Source organism: Sphingomonas sp. TF3 (assembly GCF_003985085.1).
GTDB lineage: Bacteria > Pseudomonadota > Alphaproteobacteria > Sphingomonadales > Sphingomonadaceae > Sphingomonas.
Genome location: NZ_RWKS01000012.1, coordinates 139,252 through 157,576 on the forward strand (window position 1 = coordinate 139,252; position 18,325 = coordinate 157,576).

Annotated in this window: 18 protein-coding genes; 8 read left to right on the forward strand and 10 right to left on the reverse strand. The window is 65.1% G+C overall.

Going from position 1 to position 18,325, the window contains the following annotated elements:
* Position 1: 1 nt before the first annotated feature.
* The 6 genes from cyoB to EJC47_RS12785 are packed head-to-tail and all read left to right on the forward strand — an operon-like array spanning position 2 to position 5,585.
* On the forward strand, positions 2 to 2,026 hold the full coding sequence (gene cyoB, locus EJC47_RS12760; RefSeq protein WP_126848175.1) for a cytochrome o ubiquinol oxidase subunit I: 2,025 nt from the start codon (positions 2 to 4) through the stop codon (positions 2,024 to 2,026).
* Complete coding sequence (gene cyoC / locus EJC47_RS12765; protein WP_126848177.1) at positions 2,023 to 2,664, forward strand: cytochrome o ubiquinol oxidase subunit III; 642 nt, start codon at positions 2,023 to 2,025, stop codon at positions 2,662 to 2,664. The genes cyoB and cyoC overlap by 4 nt, the downstream gene beginning before the upstream one ends.
* The gene (gene cyoD, locus EJC47_RS12770) at positions 2,661 to 3,083 is read left to right on the forward strand and encodes a cytochrome o ubiquinol oxidase subunit IV (RefSeq protein ID WP_126848179.1); all 423 of its coding nucleotides are present in this window, start codon (positions 2,661 to 2,663) and stop codon (positions 3,081 to 3,083) included. Before cyoC ends, cyoD begins: the two co-directional genes overlap by 4 nt.
* Positions 3,080 to 3,772, forward strand: a complete 693-nt coding sequence (locus EJC47_RS12775; protein WP_126848181.1) for an SURF1 family protein — start codon at positions 3,080 to 3,082, stop codon at positions 3,770 to 3,772. The genes cyoD and EJC47_RS12775 overlap by 4 nt, the downstream gene beginning before the upstream one ends.
* A 38-nt stretch (positions 3,773 to 3,810) precedes the next feature.
* Positions 3,811 to 5,049 (forward strand): ATP-binding protein, encoded by a 1,239-nt coding sequence (locus EJC47_RS12780; protein WP_081988857.1) that lies wholly within the window; start codon positions 3,811 to 3,813, stop codon positions 5,047 to 5,049.
* On the forward strand, positions 5,046 to 5,585 hold the full coding sequence (locus tag EJC47_RS12785) for a response regulator transcription factor (protein WP_033967350.1): 540 nt from the start codon (positions 5,046 to 5,048) through the stop codon (positions 5,583 to 5,585). The genes EJC47_RS12780 and EJC47_RS12785 overlap by 4 nt, the downstream gene beginning before the upstream one ends.
* Positions 5,586 to 5,606: 21 nt before the next feature.
* Here the strand turns inward: EJC47_RS12785 and EJC47_RS12790 are convergent, their stop codons facing one another.
* Positions 5,607 to 5,972, reverse strand: coding sequence for a YciI family protein (locus tag EJC47_RS12790; protein ID WP_033967349.1), 366 nt, complete (start codon positions 5,970 to 5,972; stop codon positions 5,607 to 5,609).
* Between the two features lie 242 nt (positions 5,973 to 6,214).
* Between EJC47_RS12790 and EJC47_RS12795 the strand changes: the two genes are divergently transcribed.
* A complete protein-coding gene (locus EJC47_RS12795; RefSeq protein ID WP_126848183.1) occupies positions 6,215 to 7,729 on the forward strand; it encodes an acetyl-CoA hydrolase/transferase family protein in 1,515 nt (504 codons plus the stop codon).
* Positions 7,730 to 7,885: 156 nt separating this feature from the next.
* Here EJC47_RS12795 and mmsB read toward each other — a convergent pair whose 3' ends face one another.
* From mmsB to EJC47_RS12835, 7 genes are all read right to left on the reverse strand, one after another.
* Positions 7,886 to 8,764, reverse strand: a complete 879-nt coding sequence (mmsB, locus tag EJC47_RS12800; protein WP_126848185.1) for a 3-hydroxyisobutyrate dehydrogenase — start codon at positions 8,762 to 8,764, stop codon at positions 7,886 to 7,888.
* A gap of 137 nt (positions 8,765 to 8,901) precedes the next feature.
* The gene (locus tag EJC47_RS12805; RefSeq protein WP_126848187.1) at positions 8,902 to 9,675 is read right to left on the reverse strand and encodes an enoyl-CoA hydratase; all 774 of its coding nucleotides are present in this window, start codon (positions 9,673 to 9,675) and stop codon (positions 8,902 to 8,904) included.
* A 112-nt stretch (positions 9,676 to 9,787) separates the two neighbouring features.
* Entirely contained in the window at positions 9,788 to 10,831 is a 1,044-nt protein-coding gene (locus EJC47_RS12815; RefSeq protein WP_126848189.1) for an enoyl-CoA hydratase/isomerase family protein, read from the reverse strand.
* 72 nt (positions 10,832 to 10,903) lie between these two features.
* Positions 10,904 to 12,049, reverse strand: a complete 1,146-nt coding sequence (locus tag EJC47_RS12820) for an acyl-CoA dehydrogenase family protein (protein WP_126848190.1) — start codon at positions 12,047 to 12,049, stop codon at positions 10,904 to 10,906.
* A complete protein-coding gene (locus tag EJC47_RS12825; RefSeq protein ID WP_126848192.1) occupies positions 12,046 to 13,137 on the reverse strand; it encodes a polysaccharide deacetylase family protein in 1,092 nt (363 codons plus the stop codon). Before EJC47_RS12825 ends, EJC47_RS12820 begins: the two co-directional genes overlap by 4 nt.
* A 113-nt stretch (positions 13,138 to 13,250) precedes the next feature.
* The gene (locus tag EJC47_RS12830; RefSeq protein WP_260591565.1) at positions 13,251 to 13,718 is read right to left on the reverse strand and encodes a hypothetical protein; all 468 of its coding nucleotides are present in this window, start codon (positions 13,716 to 13,718) and stop codon (positions 13,251 to 13,253) included.
* A 5-nt stretch (positions 13,719 to 13,723) separates the two neighbouring features.
* Positions 13,724 to 15,223: a CoA-acylating methylmalonate-semialdehyde dehydrogenase gene (locus EJC47_RS12835; protein WP_126848194.1), complete on the reverse strand. Its 1,500-nt coding sequence runs from the start codon at positions 15,221 to 15,223 to the stop codon at positions 13,724 to 13,726.
* Between the two features lie 99 nt (positions 15,224 to 15,322).
* Between EJC47_RS12835 and EJC47_RS12840 the strand changes: the two genes are divergently transcribed.
* The gene (locus EJC47_RS12840) at positions 15,323 to 16,195 is read left to right on the forward strand and encodes a LysR family transcriptional regulator (RefSeq protein ID WP_126848196.1); all 873 of its coding nucleotides are present in this window, start codon (positions 15,323 to 15,325) and stop codon (positions 16,193 to 16,195) included.
* On the opposite strand, the gene EJC47_RS12845 is transcribed toward EJC47_RS12840, so the two are convergent.
* Positions 16,192 to 16,860: an NAD(P)H-dependent oxidoreductase gene (locus EJC47_RS12845; protein ID WP_126848198.1), complete on the reverse strand. Its 669-nt coding sequence runs from the start codon at positions 16,858 to 16,860 to the stop codon at positions 16,192 to 16,194. The genes EJC47_RS12840 and EJC47_RS12845 overlap by 4 nt on opposite strands.
* A gap of 87 nt (positions 16,861 to 16,947) precedes the next feature.
* On the reverse strand, positions 16,948 to 18,057 hold the full coding sequence (locus EJC47_RS12850; RefSeq protein ID WP_126848200.1) for an Acg family FMN-binding oxidoreductase: 1,110 nt from the start codon (positions 18,055 to 18,057) through the stop codon (positions 16,948 to 16,950).
* Positions 18,058 to 18,325: the final 268 nt, after the last annotated feature.

Sequence of the window (18,325 nt, forward strand, 5' to 3'; positions counted from 1 at the left end):
CATGACGTCCCCCCTTCCCCTTTCGTCGCCGTCGATCAGCCCGATCTTCGGCCGCCTGACGCTCGATGCGTTGCCGCTGCATGAAATCCCCGTGCTCGTCGCCTTTGCCGGCACCGCCGTTGGTGGCCTCGCGCTGCTCGCGGTCATCACCTATTACAAAGCATGGGGCATGTTGTGGCGCGACTGGTTCACCAGCGTCGACCACAAGAAGATCGGCATCATGTACATCATCCTCGGATTGGTGATGTTCGTGCGTGGCTTCTCCGATGCGCTGATGATGCGCGCGCAGCAGGCGATGGCCTTTAACGGCAACCCCGGCTACCTGCCGCCCGACCATTACAACCAGATCTTCACCGCGCACGGCGTGATCATGATCTTCTTCGTGGCGATGCCGCTGGTGGCGGGCCTGATGAACTTCGTCGTGCCGCTGCAGATCGGCGCGCGCGACGTGTCCTTCCCCTATCTCAACAATTTCAGCTTCTGGATGACGACGGCGGGCGCGGTGATCACCATGATCTCGCTGTTCGTCGGCAACTATGCGCGCACTGGCTGGCTCGCCATGCCGCCGCTGTCGGGCATCGCCGCCAGCCCGGACGTGGGGGTCGATTACTATATCTGGGGCTTGCAGATTGCCGGTGTCGGCACGCTGCTGTCGGGCGTCAACCTGATCGCGACCATCGTCAAGATGCGCGCGCCGGGCATGACGCTGATGAAGATGCCGGTGTTCGTGTGGACGTCGCTGTGCACCAACACCCTGATCGTCGCCGCTTTCCCGGTGCTGACCGCCGTGCTCGCACTGCTGTCGCTCGACCGCTATGTCGGCATGCGGTTCTTCACGAACGGCCTCGGCGGCAACCCGATGATGTACGTCAACCTCATCTGGATCTGGGGCCACCCGGAAGTGTACATCCTCATCCTGCCCGCTTTCGGCGTGTTCTCGGAAGTGGTCGCCACCTTCGCCAGCAAGCGCCTGTTCGGCTATACCTCGATGGTCTATGCGACGATCGTCATCACGATCCTCGCCTATCTCGTCTGGCTGCACCACTTCTTCACCATGGGTTCGGGCGCGAGCGTCAACTCATTCTTCGCGATCACCACGATGATCATCTCGATCCCGACGGGCGCGAAGATCTTCAACTGGCTGTTCACCATGTATCACGGCCGCATCCGCTATGAGCTGCCGATGATGTGGACGGTCGCGTTCATGCTCACCTTCGTCATCGGCGGCATGACCGGCGTTCTGCTCGCCGTGCCCCCGGCCGATTTCGTGCTGCACAACTCGCTGTTCCTCGTCGCCCACTTCCACAACGTCATCATCGGTGGCGTGGTGTTCGGGATGTTCGCAGGCATCAATTACTGGTGGCCCAAGGCGTTCGGTTTCAAGCTCGACCGCGTCTGGGGCAAGCGCCAGTTCTGGCTGTGGGTACTGGGCTTCTGGTTCGCCTTCGCGCCAGTCTATGCGCTCGGCCTGATGGGCGTGACGCGTCGCCTCAGCCAGTTCGACGATGCCTCGCTGCAGCCTTACTTCCTGGTCGCGGGCTTCGGCGCGCTGCTGATCCTGGCTGGCACGGGCGCGATGTTCGTCCAGTTCTACGTCAGCTTCCGCAACCGCGAGGCGCTGCGCGACGTGACCGGCGATCCCTGGGATGGCCGCACGCTCGAATGGTCGACCTCGTCGCCGCCGCCGGACTACAACTTCGCCTTCACGCCCGTCGTCTATGACAATGACGCGTGGTGGGACATGAAGCGGCGCGGCTATGTCCGCCCGACCACCGGCTTCCGCAAGATCCACATGCCCAAGAACACCGGCGCCGGCGTTATCCTGGCGGGTCTCAGCGTCGCCCTCGGCTTCGGCATGATCTGGTACATGTGGTGGCTTGCGGCCCTCTCGCTGGTCGGCATCTTCGCCGTCGCGATCGGCCACTCGTTCAACTACAAGCGCGACTTCTACATCCCGGTCGAGGATGTGGTCCGCACCGAGGATGAACGCACCCGCCTTCTCGCCGGCGAAGGAGTTTCGGCATGAGCGCGCAGACCTTCGAAGCGACCGCGAATGGCGAAACCCCGCTGTTCTACGAAGTCGAAGAGCATCATCATCCCGAGGGTGCCAGCACGATGCTGGGCTTCTGGATGTACCTGATGAGCGACTGCCTCATCTTCGCCATCCTGTTCGCCTGCTATGCCGTGCTCGGCCATAGCTATGGCGGCGGCGAAGGGCCCAAGCAGTTGTTCGAACTGCCGCTGGTCGCGCTCAACACCGCGATGCTGCTGTTCTCGTCGCTGACCTATGGCTTTGCCATGCTGACGATGGAGCGCCCCGGCGCCAGCGTCCGCGCGGTGCAGGGCTGGCTGATCGTCACCGGCCTGTTCGGCCTCGCCTTCCTGTGCATCGAGCTCTACGAATTCTCGAACCTGATCCATGAAGGTGCGGGTCCGTGGCGCAGCGCGTTCCTGTCGTCCTTCTTCACGCTGGTCGGCACGCACGGTCTGCACGTCACGGTCGGCCTGATCTGGCTGGTGACGCTGGTCGCGCAGATCGGCATGCACGGCCTCGGCCAGGCCAATCGCCGTCGCCTGATGTGCCTCAGCATGTTCTGGCACTTTCTCGACGTCATCTGGATCGGCGTCTTCACCATCGTCTATCTCATGGGAGTGCTCGGATGAGCGCCGATACGCTGCATACCTCGGCCCATGGCCACGATCATGGCCATGACGATCACGCACACGGAGATCATGGGCACGGTGAAGCCCCGCACGGTTCGCTGCGCGGCTATATGATCGGCTTTATCCTGTCGGTGATCCTGACCGCGATTCCCTTCGCGCTCGTCATGACCGGCAAGCTCGACGGCACCACCACTGCGGTCATCGTGCTCGCCATGGCGGCGATCCAGGTCGTCGTGCACATGGTGTTCTTCCTGCACATGACCACGACGGCGGAGGGCGGCTGGTCGTTCCTCGCCTTGCTGTTCACCGTGATCGTCATCGTCATCACGCTCGCCGGATCGATCTGGGTGATGTACCATATGAACGCCAACATGATGCCGTCCCCGGCGGCCGTTACCGAGACCATGAGCCAGCAATGAGACGATCCCCTGCGACGATCGCGTTTCTGCTGATCGTCGCAGGTGTGCTCTGCGCCGGATTGGTGGCGCTGGGCGTGTGGCAAATCGAGCGGCGCACCTGGAAATTGGCGCTGATCGCCCGGGTCGAGCAGCGGATTCACGCCCCCGCCTCCCCGGCCCCCGGCCCCGACCGCTGGGCCCACATCACCGATGACAGCGACGGCTATCGCCATGTGCAGGTGCGCGGGCGCTACCGCGATGACCGGGCGACCTTCGTCCAGGCGGTGACCGAGCGCGGCCCCGGCTTCTGGGTGATGACGCCGCTCGTCACCGATCGCGGCTTTACCGTGCTGATCAATCGCGGCTTCGTGCCAACGCGCGTCGCGGTTCCCCCCGGCGGCACCCCGACCGTCACCGGCCTGTTGCGGTTGACGGAACCGAAGGGCGCATTCTTGCGCTATAATGATCCTGGGACGAACCGCTGGTATTCGCGCGACGTCTCGGCCATTTCCACGGCGCGCGGGCTCGGTCCTATCGCGCCCTATTTCATTGATGCCGATGCCGGGCCGGCCACCACAGCCCCGGTGGGAGGCCTGACGGTCGTGCATTTCACCAACAACCATCTGGTCTATGCGCTGACATGGTTTGCGCTCGCGGTGATGGTTGCGGGTTCAGCCGCGATGCTGCTCCGTCCCGTCCGCCGCGGATGAGTATTCCCGCCCCTGTCGATACCACCGAACGCGACAATATGCGTCAGCTTGTCAACCTGCGCTGGCTCGCGGTGTGCGGGCAATGCGCCACGATCCTGATCGTGCGCTTTGGCATGGGCGTTCCGCTCCCGCTGCTTCCGATGCTGTCGGTGGTCGCGGCGCTGGTCGTGCTGAACCTGGTCAGCATGGCACAATTGTCGCGCCGCGTGACCAATTCCAACAGCGCGCTGTTCGCCAGCCTGCTGCTCGATGTCGCTGCCTTGACCGCGCTGCTGTACCAGAGCGGGGGTGCGACCAACCCGTTCATCTCGCTCTATCTGCTGCAGGTGGTGATGGGCGCGGTGCTGCTGGAGGCCTGGTCGAGCTGGGTACTGGTGGCGATCACCAGCGCCGCCTTTGTCCTGCTGGCCGAAGTGCATGTCCCGCTGGCGCTGCCGCCGCGCTTCATAACCGACTGGGGCGATCTGTATATGATCGGCACGCTGATCTGCTTCGGGCTGGTGGCGGTGCTGCTGGTTGCCTTCGTCACGCGCATCAACAGCAATTTGCGCGCGCGCGACGCCCGCCTCGCGACGATGCGCCAGCAGGCGGCGGAGGAGGACCATATCGTGCGCATGGGCCTGCTCGCGACCGGTGCCGCGCATGAACTCGGAACTCCGCTCGCCTCGCTCTCGGTGATCGTCAACGACTGGCGTCACGCCCCGGCACTGATGGCGCAGGAAAGCTTCGCCGAGGAAATCGGCGAGATGCAGGTTGCGCTGGCGCGGTGCAAGGCGATCGTCACCGGCATCCTGCTGGCGGCGGGCGAAGCGCGCGGCGAGAACCCGACGATCACCAGCGTGAAGCGCTTTTTCGACGAAGTGGTCGCCGAATGGCGCGTGCAGCATTCGCCGGAAGCGATCGTCTATGACAATCGCTTCGGCGCGGACATGGCGATCGTCGCCGATACTGCGGTGAAACAGGTGATCTGGAACGTGCTCGACAATGCCGCCGAAGCGTCGGGCCAGCCCATCGCGCTCGACGTAAGCCGCGATGGAGCTTCGCTGGTGCTTTCGGTGCGCGATACCGGCCCCGGCTTCACCCCCGAAATGCTCGCCAATCTCGGCAAACCCTATCATTCCACGCGCGAACGGCTCGGCAGTGGACTCGGCCTGTTTCTCGTGGTCAACGCCATGCGCAAGCTCGGCGGCACGGTCGACGCCCGCAATCGGGCGGAGGGCGGTGCCACGGTGACGATCACGCTGCCGCTGTCGGCGCTGGAATGGGGCGAGCGATGACCGAGAAGCACCTGTTGATCGTCGAGGATGACGCGGCGCTCGCCAAGACGCTGGGCCGCTCGTTCGAACGACGTGGCTATACCGTTGAATTGGCCTCCGATCAGGCCGGTGTCGAAGCGGTGCTCGCCAAGCGCACCCCCGATTATGCGGTGGTGGATCTGAAACTCGGTGCCACGTCGGGTCTGGTCTGCGTTCAGGCGATCCACGCGCAGGATGCACGCACCCGGATCGTGGTGCTGACCGGCTATGCCAGCATCGCCACCGCAGTGGAGGCGATCAAGCTCGGGGCCAGCAATTACCTGCCCAAGCCGTCCGACACCGACGACATCGAAGCCGCCTTCGCCAAGGCCGAGGGCGGTGGCGGTGACGTTGCCACGCCGCTCGGCAACCGCCCGACCTCGATCAAGACGCTCGAATGGGAGCGGATCAACCAGACGCTGGCGGAGAACAACTTCAACATTTCCGAAACCGCACGGCAATTGGGGATGCACCGCCGCACGCTGGCGCGGAAACTGGAAAAACAGCCGATCAAATAGTGGGGACGGCGCAATCGCGCGTTACACGAAATCCTCTTCCTCATAGAGCGGGCGAATTTCGATCTCGCTTGGCCCCGGCATCGGATTGGGGCAGCGCTTTACCCACGCCACCGCCTCCGCCATGTCCTTGACGGTCCACAGCCAGAAACCGGCGACCAGTTCCTCCGGCTGCGCAAATGGCCCGTCAATGACCGTGCGGCTGGCCCCATCGAAGGCGATGCGCTTTCCCTGCGCCGACGGCTTCAGGCCATAGCCGCCGCCCGGCTGCAGGATTTCGGCCTCGACCAGAGCCTGGTTGAACCTGTCCATGTCCTCCATCGCCGCCCTGGTCGGCAGGAGGCCGGATTCGCTGTCTTCGGTCGCCTTGACCAACACCATCACGCGCATCGTCTCTCTCTCTCCTTGCCCGAGCCCCGCGCCCGGCTGCCCGGTGCAAGTGTCGCGCAACCGGGCGAACCGTTAAAGCCCCGGCGCGCGGACCGCTGTTCCATCGGCTGAAGCACGCGATGGCGCGGCCCTGATCGACAATTGCAAAAATTGCATGTGGGAGCCAATGCGAGGCGCTTGCGCTACCCCGACTTTACGCGTGTAGCCGACGGCGTAACAACAATCGTTGAAATGGGGATGGAATGACGACCAGCCGCATCGCCTGCGACTCGCTCCGCTCGCGCCTGATGAGCGCCGATCAGGCCGCCACCTTCATCACCTCCGGCAGCACTGTCGGGATGAGCGGCTTTACCGGCTCGGGCTATCCCAAGGCGGTCCCGCTGGCGCTCGCCGCGCGGATCGAGGCAGAACATGCCGCCGGCAACGCATTCCGCGTGCGAATCTGGACCGGTGCCTCGACCGGCCCCGAACTCGACGGCGCACTGGCCAAGGCCGATGGCATCGAATTCCGCCTCCCCTATAATTCCGATCCCATCGCCCGGGAGAAGATCAATCGCGGCGAAATGGAATATTTCGACATGCATTTGAGCCAGGTCGCGCCAATGGCGTGGCAGGGCTTTCTCGGGCCGCTCGACACTGCGGTGATCGAAGTGTCGGGCATCCGCGCCGATGGATCGCTGATCCCCTCCTCCTCGATCGGCAACAACAAGACCTGGCTCGACCGCGCGAGCAAGGTCATCCTCGAGGTCAATAGCTGGCAGAACCCCGCTTTGGAGGGGATGCACGACATCTATTACGGCACCGCGCTGCCGCCGCACCGCGTGCCGATCCCGCTCGTCCGCGCCGACGATCGCATTGGCGAGCCTTATTTCCGCTGCGACCCCGACAAGATCGTCGCGATCGTCGAGACCGAAGCGCCCGACCGCAATTTGCCCTTCGCCGCGCCCGATGCAGCAGCACATGCGATTGCCGGGCATCTGATCGAATTCTTCACCCATGAAGTGGCGCGCGGACGCTTGCCCGCGTCGCTGCTGCCGCTGCAATCGGGCGTCGGCAACATCGCCAATGCGGTGCTGACCGGCCTGGTCAACGGCCCGTTCGAGGACATGACCTCCTATACCGAGGTGATCCAGGACGGGATGCTCGACCTGCTTGATTCGGGCAAATTGCGCATGGCCTCGGCCACCGCTTTCTCGCTCAGCCCGGAGGCGGCGGCCCGGCTCAATGCCGATATGGGCCGCTATCGCGACAAGATGATCCTGCGTCCGCAGGAGATCAGCAACCACCCCGAATTGATCCGCCGGCTCGGCTGCCTCGCCATGAACGGGCTGATCGAGGCGGACATTTACGGCAACGTCAATTCCACCCACGTGATGGGCTCGCGCATCCAGAACGGCATTGGCGGATCGGGCGATTTCGCGCGCAACGCCTATGTCTCGATCTTCATGACGCCCTCAACCGCCAAGGGCGGCAAGATCTCGGCGATCGTACCGCAGGCAAGCCATGTCGACCATATCAGCCAGGACGTGCAGGTGATCGTCACCGAACAGGGCCTCGCCGATCTGCGGGGCCTCAGCCCCAAGCAACGCGCCGCGTTGATCATCGAGAAATGCGCGCATCCCGACTATCGCCCGATGCTGGCGGACTATTATGCGCGGGCGCGGGAGGGTTCCTACGGCCAGCAATCGCCGTCGCTGCCGGGCGAAGCGCTGTCCTGGCACCAGCGCTTCATGGACACGGGCACGATGCGGATGTGAGCCTGGGGTGACTCTCTTTTCCGTTCGTTTCGAGCGAAGTCGAGAAACAGCCGCAAGCGCTGTGCCTGGTTTCTCGACTTCGCTCGAAACGAACGGGAGGGGGGATTTCAGGAGAGATCGCCCGGCTCTGGCAAACCTCTCCTACGCGTCCTCAGCTCACCCCCGCAACGCGGTGATGATCGCCGAAAAATCGAGCCCGCCATGCCCGGCCTCGGCAAAGCGCTGGTATAATTCCGCCGCTTTCGCCCCCATCGGCGTGTCCGCACCCGTGTCGCTGGCGGCGGCAGCGGCGAGCTTCAAATCCTTCAGCATCAGCGCGGTCGCAAAGCCGCCCTGATAGTTGTGATCGGCGGGGGTATCCGGTCCGACCCCCGGCACCGGGCAATAACTCGTCATCGACCAGCTCTGCCCGGACGACACGCTCGAAATATCGAAGAAGGTCTGGGGCGCGAGCCCCAATTTCTCCGCCAGCAGGAACGCCTCGCACGTCGCCACCATCGTCGCGCCGAGCAGCATGTTGTTGGCGATTTTGGCGGCCTGGCCCGTGCCATTCGCCCCGGCATGGATCACCGCCTTGCCCATCGCCGCCAAGATCGGCTGCGCGCGCGCGAACGCATCGTCGCTACCGCCGACCATGAAGGTCAGCGTGCCGGCATTGGCCGCACCGATCCCGCCCGACACCGGCGCATCGACCGCGGTGATCCCCTTGGCGCGCGCCGCCTCGGCCACGCGTTTGGCGGTGGCGACGTCGATCGTCGAGCAATCGATCAGGATCGCGGTCGGCGACAGGCTGGCGGCAAACAGATCGCCATAGACCGCCTCGACATGCGTGCCTGCCGGCAGCATCGTCACCACCGCCTCTGCCCCATCCGCCGCTTCCGCGACGCTCGCCATCGGCAGGCACCCAGCCGCCTTGGCGCGATCGAGCGCATCTGCCGACAGATCGAACGCGCGGACATCATGCCCCGCTTTGGCGAGGTTCGCAGCCATCCCGCCGCCCATATTGCCAAGCCCGATAAAGGCGATCCGAGTCATCTCTCTCTCCTATTTTTTCTCACTCCCCTCCCGCACAGCGGGAGGGGCTGGGGGAGGGCAGTCACGCCGCTAGCCGAGTGCTTATCACCCGGACCCCCCTCCCCTAACCCCTCCCGTAAACGGGAGGGGAATTGGTGCTACTTCCCCGTCCACACCCCCTGCCGCTTCTCGACAAAGGCGGTCATCCCCTCGCTCTGGTCGTCAGTGCCGAACAGCGCGTGGAACAGCCGCCGCTCGAATTGCACGCCCATCGCCAGCGTGGTGTCGAACGCGGCATTGACCATTTCCTTGTTCGCCTTGACCGCAAGCGGCGCCATCGATGCTATCGTCGCGGCGGTCTTGACCGCTTCCTCGACCAGATCGGCGGCCGGCACCACGCGGCTGACAAGCCCGGCACGCTCGGCCTCAGCCGCATCCATCATGCGGCCAGTCAGGCACATTTCCATCGCCTTGGCCTTGCCGACCGTGCGCGTCAGCCGCTGCGATCCACCCATGCCGGGCGACACCGCCAGCTTGATTTCGGGCTGGCCGAACTTGGCAGTGTCGGCGGCGAGGATGAAGTCGCACATCATCGCCAATTCGCACCCGCCGCCCAGCGCATAGCCCGCTACCGCCGCGATGATCGGCTTGCGCGTGCGCGTGAAGCGATCCCAGCCGGCGAAGAAATCATGCGCATACATGTCGGCAAAGCCCTGCGCCTGCATCTCCTTGATGTCGGCGCCCGCCGCGAACGCCTTCTCGCTGCCGGTGATGACCGCGCAGCCTTGCGACGGATCGGCATCGAACGCCGCCATCGCCGCGAGCATATCGGCCAGAATCTGGCTGTTGAGCGCATTGAGCGCCTGCGGGCGGTTGAGCGTAACGAGCGTAACGCCGCCGCGCTGTTCGACGAGGATGGTTTCGTAGGTCATAGGCACCTTCTTTCAATCGTCACCCCGGCCCTGTGCCGGGGTCCACCGTGCCGCAAACCGCCGGCCCGGTGGAGGGGTGGACCCCGGCACAGGGCCGGGGTGACGGAAAACTCTAGGCGGGCGTCCACGCCTCCGCACCGGGCAGCGGGGCGAAGATCTGGTCGATGACGTGATCGGTCACGCCCTCGGGCGTCGCCGGGTCCCAGCGCGGCGCACTGTCCTTGTCGACGATCACCGCGCGCACACCTTCCAGAAAATCATGCCGCTGCACGACACGCGCGCCGATCGCATATTCCTGGCGCATTTCGTCCTCGAAGGTCGGCATCGTCGCGCCTTCGTGCAGCAGGCGCAGCGACACCTTCATCGTCTGAGGCGATTTGGTCTTGAGCGTGGCGAGCGTCTGCATGGCCCACTCCCCGCCATCGGCGGCGAGCGCGGCGAAGATGTCCTCCAGCACGTTCGACGCGAACAAACGGTCGATCGCCTCGCGCTGATCGAGCAACCGCGCGACCGGCGCTTCGACCGACCGATCCGCCAGAATCTCGGCAATCGCCTGCGGGTCCGCCGTGATCCGTGCCTTGGCTTCCTCCAGTGCAGCGCTCGGCAGATAGTGCGTCGCCAGCCCCAAAGCATGGCATTCCGCGCCATCGAGCCGGTGCCCGGTCAGCGCCAGATATTGCCCGATCCGCCCCGGCAGCCGCGAAAGATACCACCCGCCGCCAACATCGGGGAACAGCCCGATCCCGGTTTCGGGCATGGCGAATTTGGTGTTCTCGGTCGCGATACGGAAATCGCACGGGCAGGCCAGACCCACCCCGCCGCCCATCGTGATGCCGTCCATGAACGCGACCGTCGGCTTGGCATAGGCGAACAGCCGGTGGTTGAGCCGATATTCGGTGTGGAAAAACGCCCGCGCCTCGACCCCGTCCTTCGCCCCGCTTTCGGCGAGCATCCGAATGTCGCCGCCCGCGCAAAACCCACGGCCTTCGGCGTGGTCAATCAAGACCGCTTCAACAGCCGGATCGGTCCGCCACGCATCGAGCGCCGCCAGCATGGCGACGCACATATCGGTGGTCAGCGCATGCAGCGCCTTGGGCCGGTTCAGCCGAATCCGGCCGACAGGCCCTTCCCTCTCAATCACAACATCATCGGTCATGCGTCGTGCTCCCGCGCAGGCAGGAGCCCAGGGTTACGGGTGCCCCACCTGTTGCTCGGGGTTTGCTAGGGCTCATTGCCGCGTCAGCTCCCGCCCGATAATCATCCGCATCACCTGGTTGGTCCCCTCCAGGATCGAATGCACGCGCAAGTCACGCCAGAAGCGTTCGATCGGGTAATCCATCAGATAGCCGTAGCCGCCATGCAGTTGCAGCGCGCGGTCGGCGACGGCGGAACCCGTGTCGGTTGCCAGCCGCTTCGCCATTGCCGCGAATTTGGTCTTGTCGGGCGCATTCGCGGTCACCTTGGCCGCCGCCATGTACAGCAGCGCGCGCGCCGCCTCGAGGTCGGTCGCCATGTCGGCCAGCAGGAACTGGGTGTTCTGGAAATCGGCAATGGCGGTGCCGAACTGCTTGCGGTCGCGCGTATAGCCGATCGCTTCGTCCAGGCAGCGCTGCGCCCCCCCGAGCGAGCAGGCGCCGATGTTGAGCCGCCCGCCATCGAGCCCCATCATCGCGATGCGGAAGCCCTCGCCCTCGCCACCCACAAGGTTATCCACAGGGATACGCACATCCTCGAAGATCACCTGGGCGGTCGGCTGCGAATGCCAGCCGAGCTTGCGCTCGTTCGCGCCGAAGCTGACACCGGGCATGTCCTTCTCGATCACCAGGCAGGAAATGCCCTTGGGCCCCTCCGCCCCGGTGCGCACCATGGTGACATAGACCTCATTCTCGCCGCCGCCCGAGATGAACTGCTTGGTGCCGTTGACGACATAGTGATCGCCATCGCGCACCGCGCGCGTCTTCAGCGCCGCGGCATCCGAGCCCGAGCCCGGCTCGGTCAGACAATAACTGGCGATGCGGTCCATCGTGACCAGCGAGGGGAGATATTTCTCCTTCACCGCCTGCCCGCCGAAGCGATCGATCATCCAGCTCGCCATATTGTGGATCGAGATGAACGCGCTGGTCGAGGGGCAGCCATAGGCCATCGCCTCCATGATCAGCGCCGCCTCCAGCCGCCCGAGGTTGATGCCGCCCGATTCCTCGCTGACATAGATCGACGCGAAGCCAAGCTCGGCCGCCGCCTTGATCGTGTCGCGCGGGAAGATGTGCTTCTCGTCCCATTCCGCCGCAAACGGCGTGATGCGATCGGCGGTGAAGCGCCGGGCGAGCTCCTGAATCTCGCGCTGGTCGTCGGTGAGCTCAAACTGGTCGGTCATGCGGCAAGTCCTAGGGGTAAAGGTCGGCGCGGCGCAAAGGCCGTCTGGGAACAGACGCGCCGCCACGGATGGCGTTGCACCCGGCAGCGCGGCGTGGCGATGGGCGTGCGGTGCAGCACGCGTTCTGCAAACAGCCGATCGGCGAGTGGCTTGTCGTTGCGCGCATAATAAAGCGGGCCGGGCGCGCGCTGCTGCCAAGCGATCGCCTCGGGCAAGGTGCCGTTGGCGCTGTCGAAATCGCCACTCTGGCGATAGAGCGGGTCGGCATAGGCCGCATCCGCCGTCACGATCGTCCAGCCGTCATGGCGCAAAGCCGCGACCAGATCGCCGATATAGCGCGCCGCGACATCGGTTTCGTGCAGCAACAGCATCTGCGGCGGGCTACGCCCGGTCACGCGGCGCAGCAGCGCGTCGGAGAAATCGGCGGATTGCACCATCGTCTCGACATAAAGATCGCGCAAAGCGCCCTCGTCGATCGCCTGGCCTGCCTTGCGCGCGGCAATCGTCTGCCCCTCGATATTCCAGTCGGACCCATCCGCCGTCACCCACGCGACGCTTAAGCCGCGCGCGGCCAGGCCATCCAGCACCGCGCGCCGCTTCACCGCATCGCGCCCGCCCTGGTTGAGGCCGGGAAAGCGGAACCACGGGCGATAGCCGGGCTTGCCCTTCAACCAGCCCTCGGCGCGGTCGATATCCGCCAGAAACGCCTGCGCCGAAACCGCGCGCAAATCGCGATGCGCAAAGCTGTGGTCGCCCACCACATGCCCCGCCGCGGCATAGGCCGCCAGCCGCGCAGCGCCATCATTGGACGCGCCGATCCGCCCGGGATTGGCGAAGAACGCCGCCTGCTCCACCCCGCTCGCGCGCAGCGCCGCGATCAGCCGCGCGGTGCGCTCGGACGGGGTGTAGAACGCGCCGGGCCCGCGCGGGACATCATCGAAACTCAAGGCGATGCGTTTGCCAACAGGGGCCGCGACCGGTTGCGCCACCACTACGGGTGCCGTGGTGCGCGGCAGAAACGCCCAGGCCAGCGGCAACGCAACCAGCACGATGCCGCCCACCAACATGGCCTGGCGCAAGAGGTTCATCGGGCAGCGCTCATTGTGCGACCGTGCTACACCAATTGCAGACGCACGTCCGCATTCCACGAGGTACGCCAAGCGGCGCGCAGGAATTCCGGTGCAAGGTCATACCCCTGCTTTCACTCCCAGGAAAACACGGTCCGAAGGTTGCATTTTCCAGGATCTTCTCCTTCCTGGAAAAGCGCAACGCGGTCGATCGCCGCCATTTGCGCTGCCGTAAAGGGCGTTGGCGAAGAGAAATAGGCAGCGCCAGCCCTGCCATTCCAGATCGCGATCCGATAGCGCCCATCGTCGAAGCGCGGACGATAAACCATCGCCCCTGCGCTAGAACGGTGATCAAGCTTCGGTCCTATGGGAGGAGCAGCCCACCCCATTCCGAGCACTTCCAGCGTACCGAAGCTGCCCTCCCAGCGAAAGCTGCCGCCGTGAATGCCGCCTTGCAGAGGCGTGATTCGCTCACCCTTTTCAAGGTCGATGATCGGAGAATAGCCGCAGAAGCGGCCAGGCCCCACCAGTTCGCTCGCCGATGCGGCACCCGCGCCGCAACACAGGGCGATCAACAGGAAGGGCAAGGCAGCACGCCGCACCCACATCACCCCATCGTCGGAATGACGAAGGCGTTTGCGCCATCGCCAACGCCGCCATCGGGCCAGCGCTGCGTCACGGTCTTGACCTTGGTCCAGAACTTCACGCCTTCCATGCCGTGCTGGTTGGTATCGCCGAACGCCGACCGCTTCCACCCGCCAAAGGTGTGATAGGCGACCGGCACCGGGATCGGCACGTTGATGCCGACCATGCCGACATTCACCCGCGCCGCGAATTCGCGCGCGGCGTGGCCGTTGCGGGTGAAGATCGCGACGCCATTGCCGTACTGATGCTCGCTCGGCAGCCGTAGCGCATGTTCGAAATCATCGGCGCGGACGATTTGCAGCACGGGGCCGAAAATCTCTTCCTTATAGGCCGACATGTCGGGCGTGACGTGATCGAACAGCGTCGGGCCAATGAAGAAGCCCTTCTCATGCCCCTGCAGCTCGAACCCGCGTCCGTCGACGACCAGCTCCGCGCCCTCATCGACGCCGGTCTGGATCCAGTTCTCGATGCGCGTGCGGTGCGCGGCGTTCACCACCGGGCCGTAATGCGCCTCGGCATCGGTCGACACGCCGACACGCAAGGCGGCGATCGCCGGGATCAGCTTCTCGCGCAAGGCGATGGCGGTCTTCTCGCCCACCGGCACCACCACTGGCAGCGCCATGCAGCGCTCGCCCGCCGAACCGAATGCCGCGCCCGACAAATCGGCGACGACCTGGTCGAGATCGGCATCGGGCATGACGATGCCGTGATTCTTGGCCCCGCCCATCGCCTGCACGCGCTTGCCCGCCGCGACGCCGCGCTTGTAGACATAATGCGCGATTTCGGACGATCCGACGAAGCTGACCGCGCTGATCGCTGGATGATCGAGGATCGCGTCGACCATGTCCTTGTCGCCGTGGACGACTTGCAAAATGCCCTCGGGCAGCCCCGCCTCGCGGAACAATTCGGCCAGACGCACCGGCACCGACGGATCACGCTCCGAGGGCTTGAGGATGAAGGCATTGCCCGTGGCGATGGCGACTCCGCTCATCCACAAGGGGATCATCGCCGGGAAATTGAACGGCGTGATGCCAGCACCAATGCCAAGCGGCTGGCGCATGGAGTAGACATCGATCCCCGGCCCGGCTCCTTGCGTAAACTCACCCTTCAGCACATGCGGAATGCCGCAGCAAAATTCGATCACTTCCAGACCGCGCTGAATGTCGCCCTTGGAATCGGCGATCACCTTGCCGTGTTCGGACGACAGCAGGTGCGCGAGTTCGTCGATATGCGCTTCGACCAGCGCCTTGAAGGCGAACATCACGCGCGCGCGGCGCTGGGGGTTGGTTGCGGCCCAACCCGGCTGCGCTTTTTGCGCAGCGGCGACGGCGGCATCGAGATCGGCCTGTGTGCCGAACTTGACCTGGGCCTGCACCGCACCGGTGTTGGGATCGAACACCTCGCCCGTCCGCGCGGCAGTGCCGCTCGCTAGACCCATGATGTGGTGGTCGATGATCCGCATGGCGCTCTCCTAAAGCTTATACCCCCCTATCCCACCCAGCATTTTTGCATTCAACCCTCCATCTTTGCTGCTAGGCAGTGCATTTTTGCAGGAGTGGCCGTGGAAAACTGGGATGACCTGCGCATCTTCCTCGCCGTCGCGCGGGCGCAGCGCATGGCGGGCGCGGCGCGCGCGCTGGGGGTGGACGTTACCACCGTCGGCCGTCGCCTCGCCCGGCTGGAGCAGCGGCTCGGCACCGCGATCTTCGAGACGATCGGCGGCGAACGCCGCCTGACCGAGACCGGCCAGGCGCTGTTGGTCCATAGCGAGACGATCGAGGCCGCCGTGCTCGCCGCGACCGAGGTCGATCCCAGCAGCGCCGCGCTCGCGGGCCAGGTGCGCCTGAGCATTGCCGAGGGCCTCGCCACCCACGTCGTAGCCCCCGCTCTGCCCGCCTTTCGCCGCGACCAGCCCAATTTGCGGATCGACCTCATCACCGCCTCGGGCTTCCTCAACCCGTCCAGGCGCGAGGCCGATATGGCGGTGATGCTGGCGCGCCCGCGCAACCGGCAATTGCGCGCGACCAAACTGTCCGATTACCGGCTGCGGCTCTACACCACGCCCGGCTTCCTCGCCGATCACGCGCGGGTCGCCAGCGCCGCCGATCTGCACGGCCACGCGCTGATCAGCTATGTCCCCGAACACGTCCACGCGCCCGAACTCAATTATCTGTCGGAAATTCAGGACGGCCTCATCGCCCGTGCGCGCAGCACCAGTATCACCGTGCAACATGCCATGATCCGCGCGGGCGCTGGCATCGGCGTGCTGCCCGATTTCATCGCCAGGCGCGATGCAGCGCTAGTGCCCGTGCTCGGCGACAGCGTGCATCTGACGCGCACCTTCTGGCTGGTGACGCATCAGGACACGCATGCAACGCCGCGCATCCAGGCGGTCGGCGATTGGCTGCGCGGCCTCGCCGAAACGCTCGCTTAGTCGCCGGTAAAGGCGGCGACCGCATCCTGCGCGCGGGCGGCGTGGCGCGCGGCGGCGACGTCGCTGCAAATCTTGCGCGCCTGCGTTTCCACCTCGAGCAGGCATTCGGCGACGAAGCGCGCCTCCATATCCGCGACGATCGCGCCGAAATGCACGTGCCCCGCATCGCGCAGCCCGAAAATGCCCATCAAATAGCGGTCGAACGCCTGGCGGATCGATTCCATCTGGCCCTGTTCGTCCAGCCAGATCCGCGTCGTCGCCGAGCTGGAAAAGGTCGCGAAGGATTTGCCGACCAGCACCGAATCCGGGCGATGGTCGCGGATCGAGGACGGCGTCTGCGCCACGCCCAGCACGCGGTCGACATAGCCCTTGATGATCGCAGGCGGCATCCCGAACCAGATCGGATAGACGAACACGATCACATCGGCCTGCCGCAACAGCCCGAGTTCATGCGCGACATCGGCGGACATACCGGTCGCATGACCGGGCAGCCGATCGGCGCGCAGACACGGATCGAAATCGAGCGCGTAAAGATCGCGCACCACCGCCTCCTGCCCGTTTTCGCGGACGGTGGCGCAATAGCGCTGGACGACTTCGTGGTTGAAGCTGCCGGGCGAGGGATGCCCGAGCACGATGACATGGCGGATCGGTTGGTTCGCAGGCATGGTCGTTCCCCGGGTGGCGCGTGGTCACAGCATAACGCGCTGCCCGATGCCCAGGCAGACTCGGGAAGTACGTAGAGGACGCGCGGTTCAGGCCAGCACCGCCTCCACCGGTCGCCGCGCGGAGAAGGGCAGGCCCGCGCCATAGCCGAAGCGCATCACCAGATCGGGCCGCACGCCGGGCGCACCGATCAGCCGCGCCAGTTGGGGCCGCAACCGCGCCACCTCGACCGGCTGGTTGATCATCGCATGGCGCAGCCCAAGCGCCGTCGCCTGCAACGCAAAACGCTGACAGGCCTGCCCGACGCGCACCCAATGCTCGGGGTCGGCGCGCTCCCCGACAAACACCGCAACCCCCGCCGTCGATGCCATCTGCCGCGCATATTTGGCGTTTTCGGAAGACGCGGTGAACACTTGGTCGAGCAGCAGCGGGGCCAGCCATTCGGGCAGCACCGGCGCGCCCGATGTCACGCTGAACAACCCGTCGCCGGTCGCCAGCGCGCGCTGCGGGGTGAAGCGCATCCAGCTTTTGAGTTCGCGCAGAAACGCAGCATCGGCCAGTTGCGCGCTGTTGCCCGCCACCACCAGATCGCGCATTTGGTTCAGGCGCGGGCGATCGGTCAGCAGCACCAGCGACACCCCCGGCTCCGCCGCCGCCTGCGCCAGGTGCCGCAGCACCTCCGGCGTAACCGCGCGCCCATCGTACACGGCGCGCGTCGATTGGCGGTGCGGGATCGCGGCGAACAGCGGCGACGCGACCGCCGCGCCGCGCTGCTGCCGCACCGACACCGTGCCGCTTGCGGGATCGAAGCCGACGTCGCACGGCAACCCCGCCGCCGCCGAAGCCAGCGCCAGGTTCTCCGCCGCACAGCCGAGACTCACGAACAGATGATGATCGTCGGGGTCTACCACCGGCGTCCGGCGCGATCGATCGGGCAGGATGTCGATGCGGTTCTCGCCAATGCGGAACAGCCACGGCTGGGTGTTATGCCCATTGGCGGCAAGCGTCGCAAACCGCACCAGATCGCGTGCCGCAGGCTGCGCCGCCAGCGCAGCGCGGCTCTCCGCCACGGCGGCATCATAGCCCTCCAGCGACGCCAGCTCGCGATAGCCAAGCCCGGCCGCCCCCACCCCAGCGAGCACCACCGCCCCGCCCCCGATCAAGGTGGCCCGGCGACTGAAGCGGCGTTCGACGGTCATCGGCTTGGCTCCCCGCTGTGCGCTTGCGGGGGATGCGACGGCACGGCGACGGGGTCGAGGGGCGGGAAGTACGTAGGGGGCGAGTGTGAAAGTACCAACACGTTAAAGTTAACTATATTATTTAAATACATAGTAGTAATTTGAATTTTTTTCGATAAATGTTAAAATTAATCGCGAGATGTTAATATATGTGCGCAACAGGATGTATAATAAATGCCACATCGAACCCAGATAGATTCGCATTTATATCATCTGCCATCAATAGACT

Bases quoted from the DNA above. Each gene is read 5' to 3' on its own strand.
- cyoB (WP_126848175.1), top strand. From the start codon at position 2: ATGACGTCCCCCCTTCCCCTTTCGTCGCCGTCGATCAGCCCGATCTTC.
- cyoC (WP_126848177.1), top strand. From the start codon at position 2,023: ATGAGCGCGCAGACCTTCGAAGCGACCGCGAATGGCGAAACCCCGCTG.
- cyoD (WP_126848179.1), top strand. From the start codon at position 2,661: ATGAGCGCCGATACGCTGCATACCTCGGCCCATGGCCACGATCATGGC.
- EJC47_RS12775 (WP_126848181.1), top strand. From the start codon at position 3,080: ATGAGACGATCCCCTGCGACGATCGCGTTTCTGCTGATCGTCGCAGGT.
- EJC47_RS12780 (WP_081988857.1), top strand. From the start codon at position 3,811: ATGCGTCAGCTTGTCAACCTGCGCTGGCTCGCGGTGTGCGGGCAATGC.
- EJC47_RS12785 (WP_033967350.1), top strand. From the start codon at position 5,046: ATGACCGAGAAGCACCTGTTGATCGTCGAGGATGACGCGGCGCTCGCC.
- EJC47_RS12790 (WP_033967349.1), bottom strand. From the start codon at position 5,972: ATGCGCGTGATGGTGTTGGTCAAGGCGACCGAAGACAGCGAATCCGGC.
- EJC47_RS12795 (WP_126848183.1), top strand. From the start codon at position 6,215: ATGACGACCAGCCGCATCGCCTGCGACTCGCTCCGCTCGCGCCTGATG.
- mmsB (WP_126848185.1), bottom strand. From the start codon at position 8,764: ATGACTCGGATCGCCTTTATCGGGCTTGGCAATATGGGCGGCGGGATG.
- EJC47_RS12805 (WP_126848187.1), bottom strand. From the start codon at position 9,675: ATGACCTACGAAACCATCCTCGTCGAACAGCGCGGCGGCGTTACGCTC.
- EJC47_RS12815 (WP_126848189.1), bottom strand. From the start codon at position 10,831: ATGACCGATGATGTTGTGATTGAGAGGGAAGGGCCTGTCGGCCGGATT.
- EJC47_RS12820 (WP_126848190.1), bottom strand. From the start codon at position 12,049: ATGACCGACCAGTTTGAGCTCACCGACGACCAGCGCGAGATTCAGGAG.
- EJC47_RS12825 (WP_126848192.1), bottom strand. From the start codon at position 13,137: ATGAACCTCTTGCGCCAGGCCATGTTGGTGGGCGGCATCGTGCTGGTT.
- EJC47_RS12835 (WP_126848194.1), bottom strand. From the start codon at position 15,223: ATGCGGATCATCGACCACCACATCATGGGTCTAGCGAGCGGCACTGCC.
- EJC47_RS12845 (WP_126848198.1), bottom strand. From the start codon at position 16,860: ATGCCTGCGAACCAACCGATCCGCCATGTCATCGTGCTCGGGCATCCC.
- EJC47_RS12850 (WP_126848200.1), bottom strand. From the start codon at position 18,057: ATGACCGTCGAACGCCGCTTCAGTCGCCGGGCCACCTTGATCGGGGGC.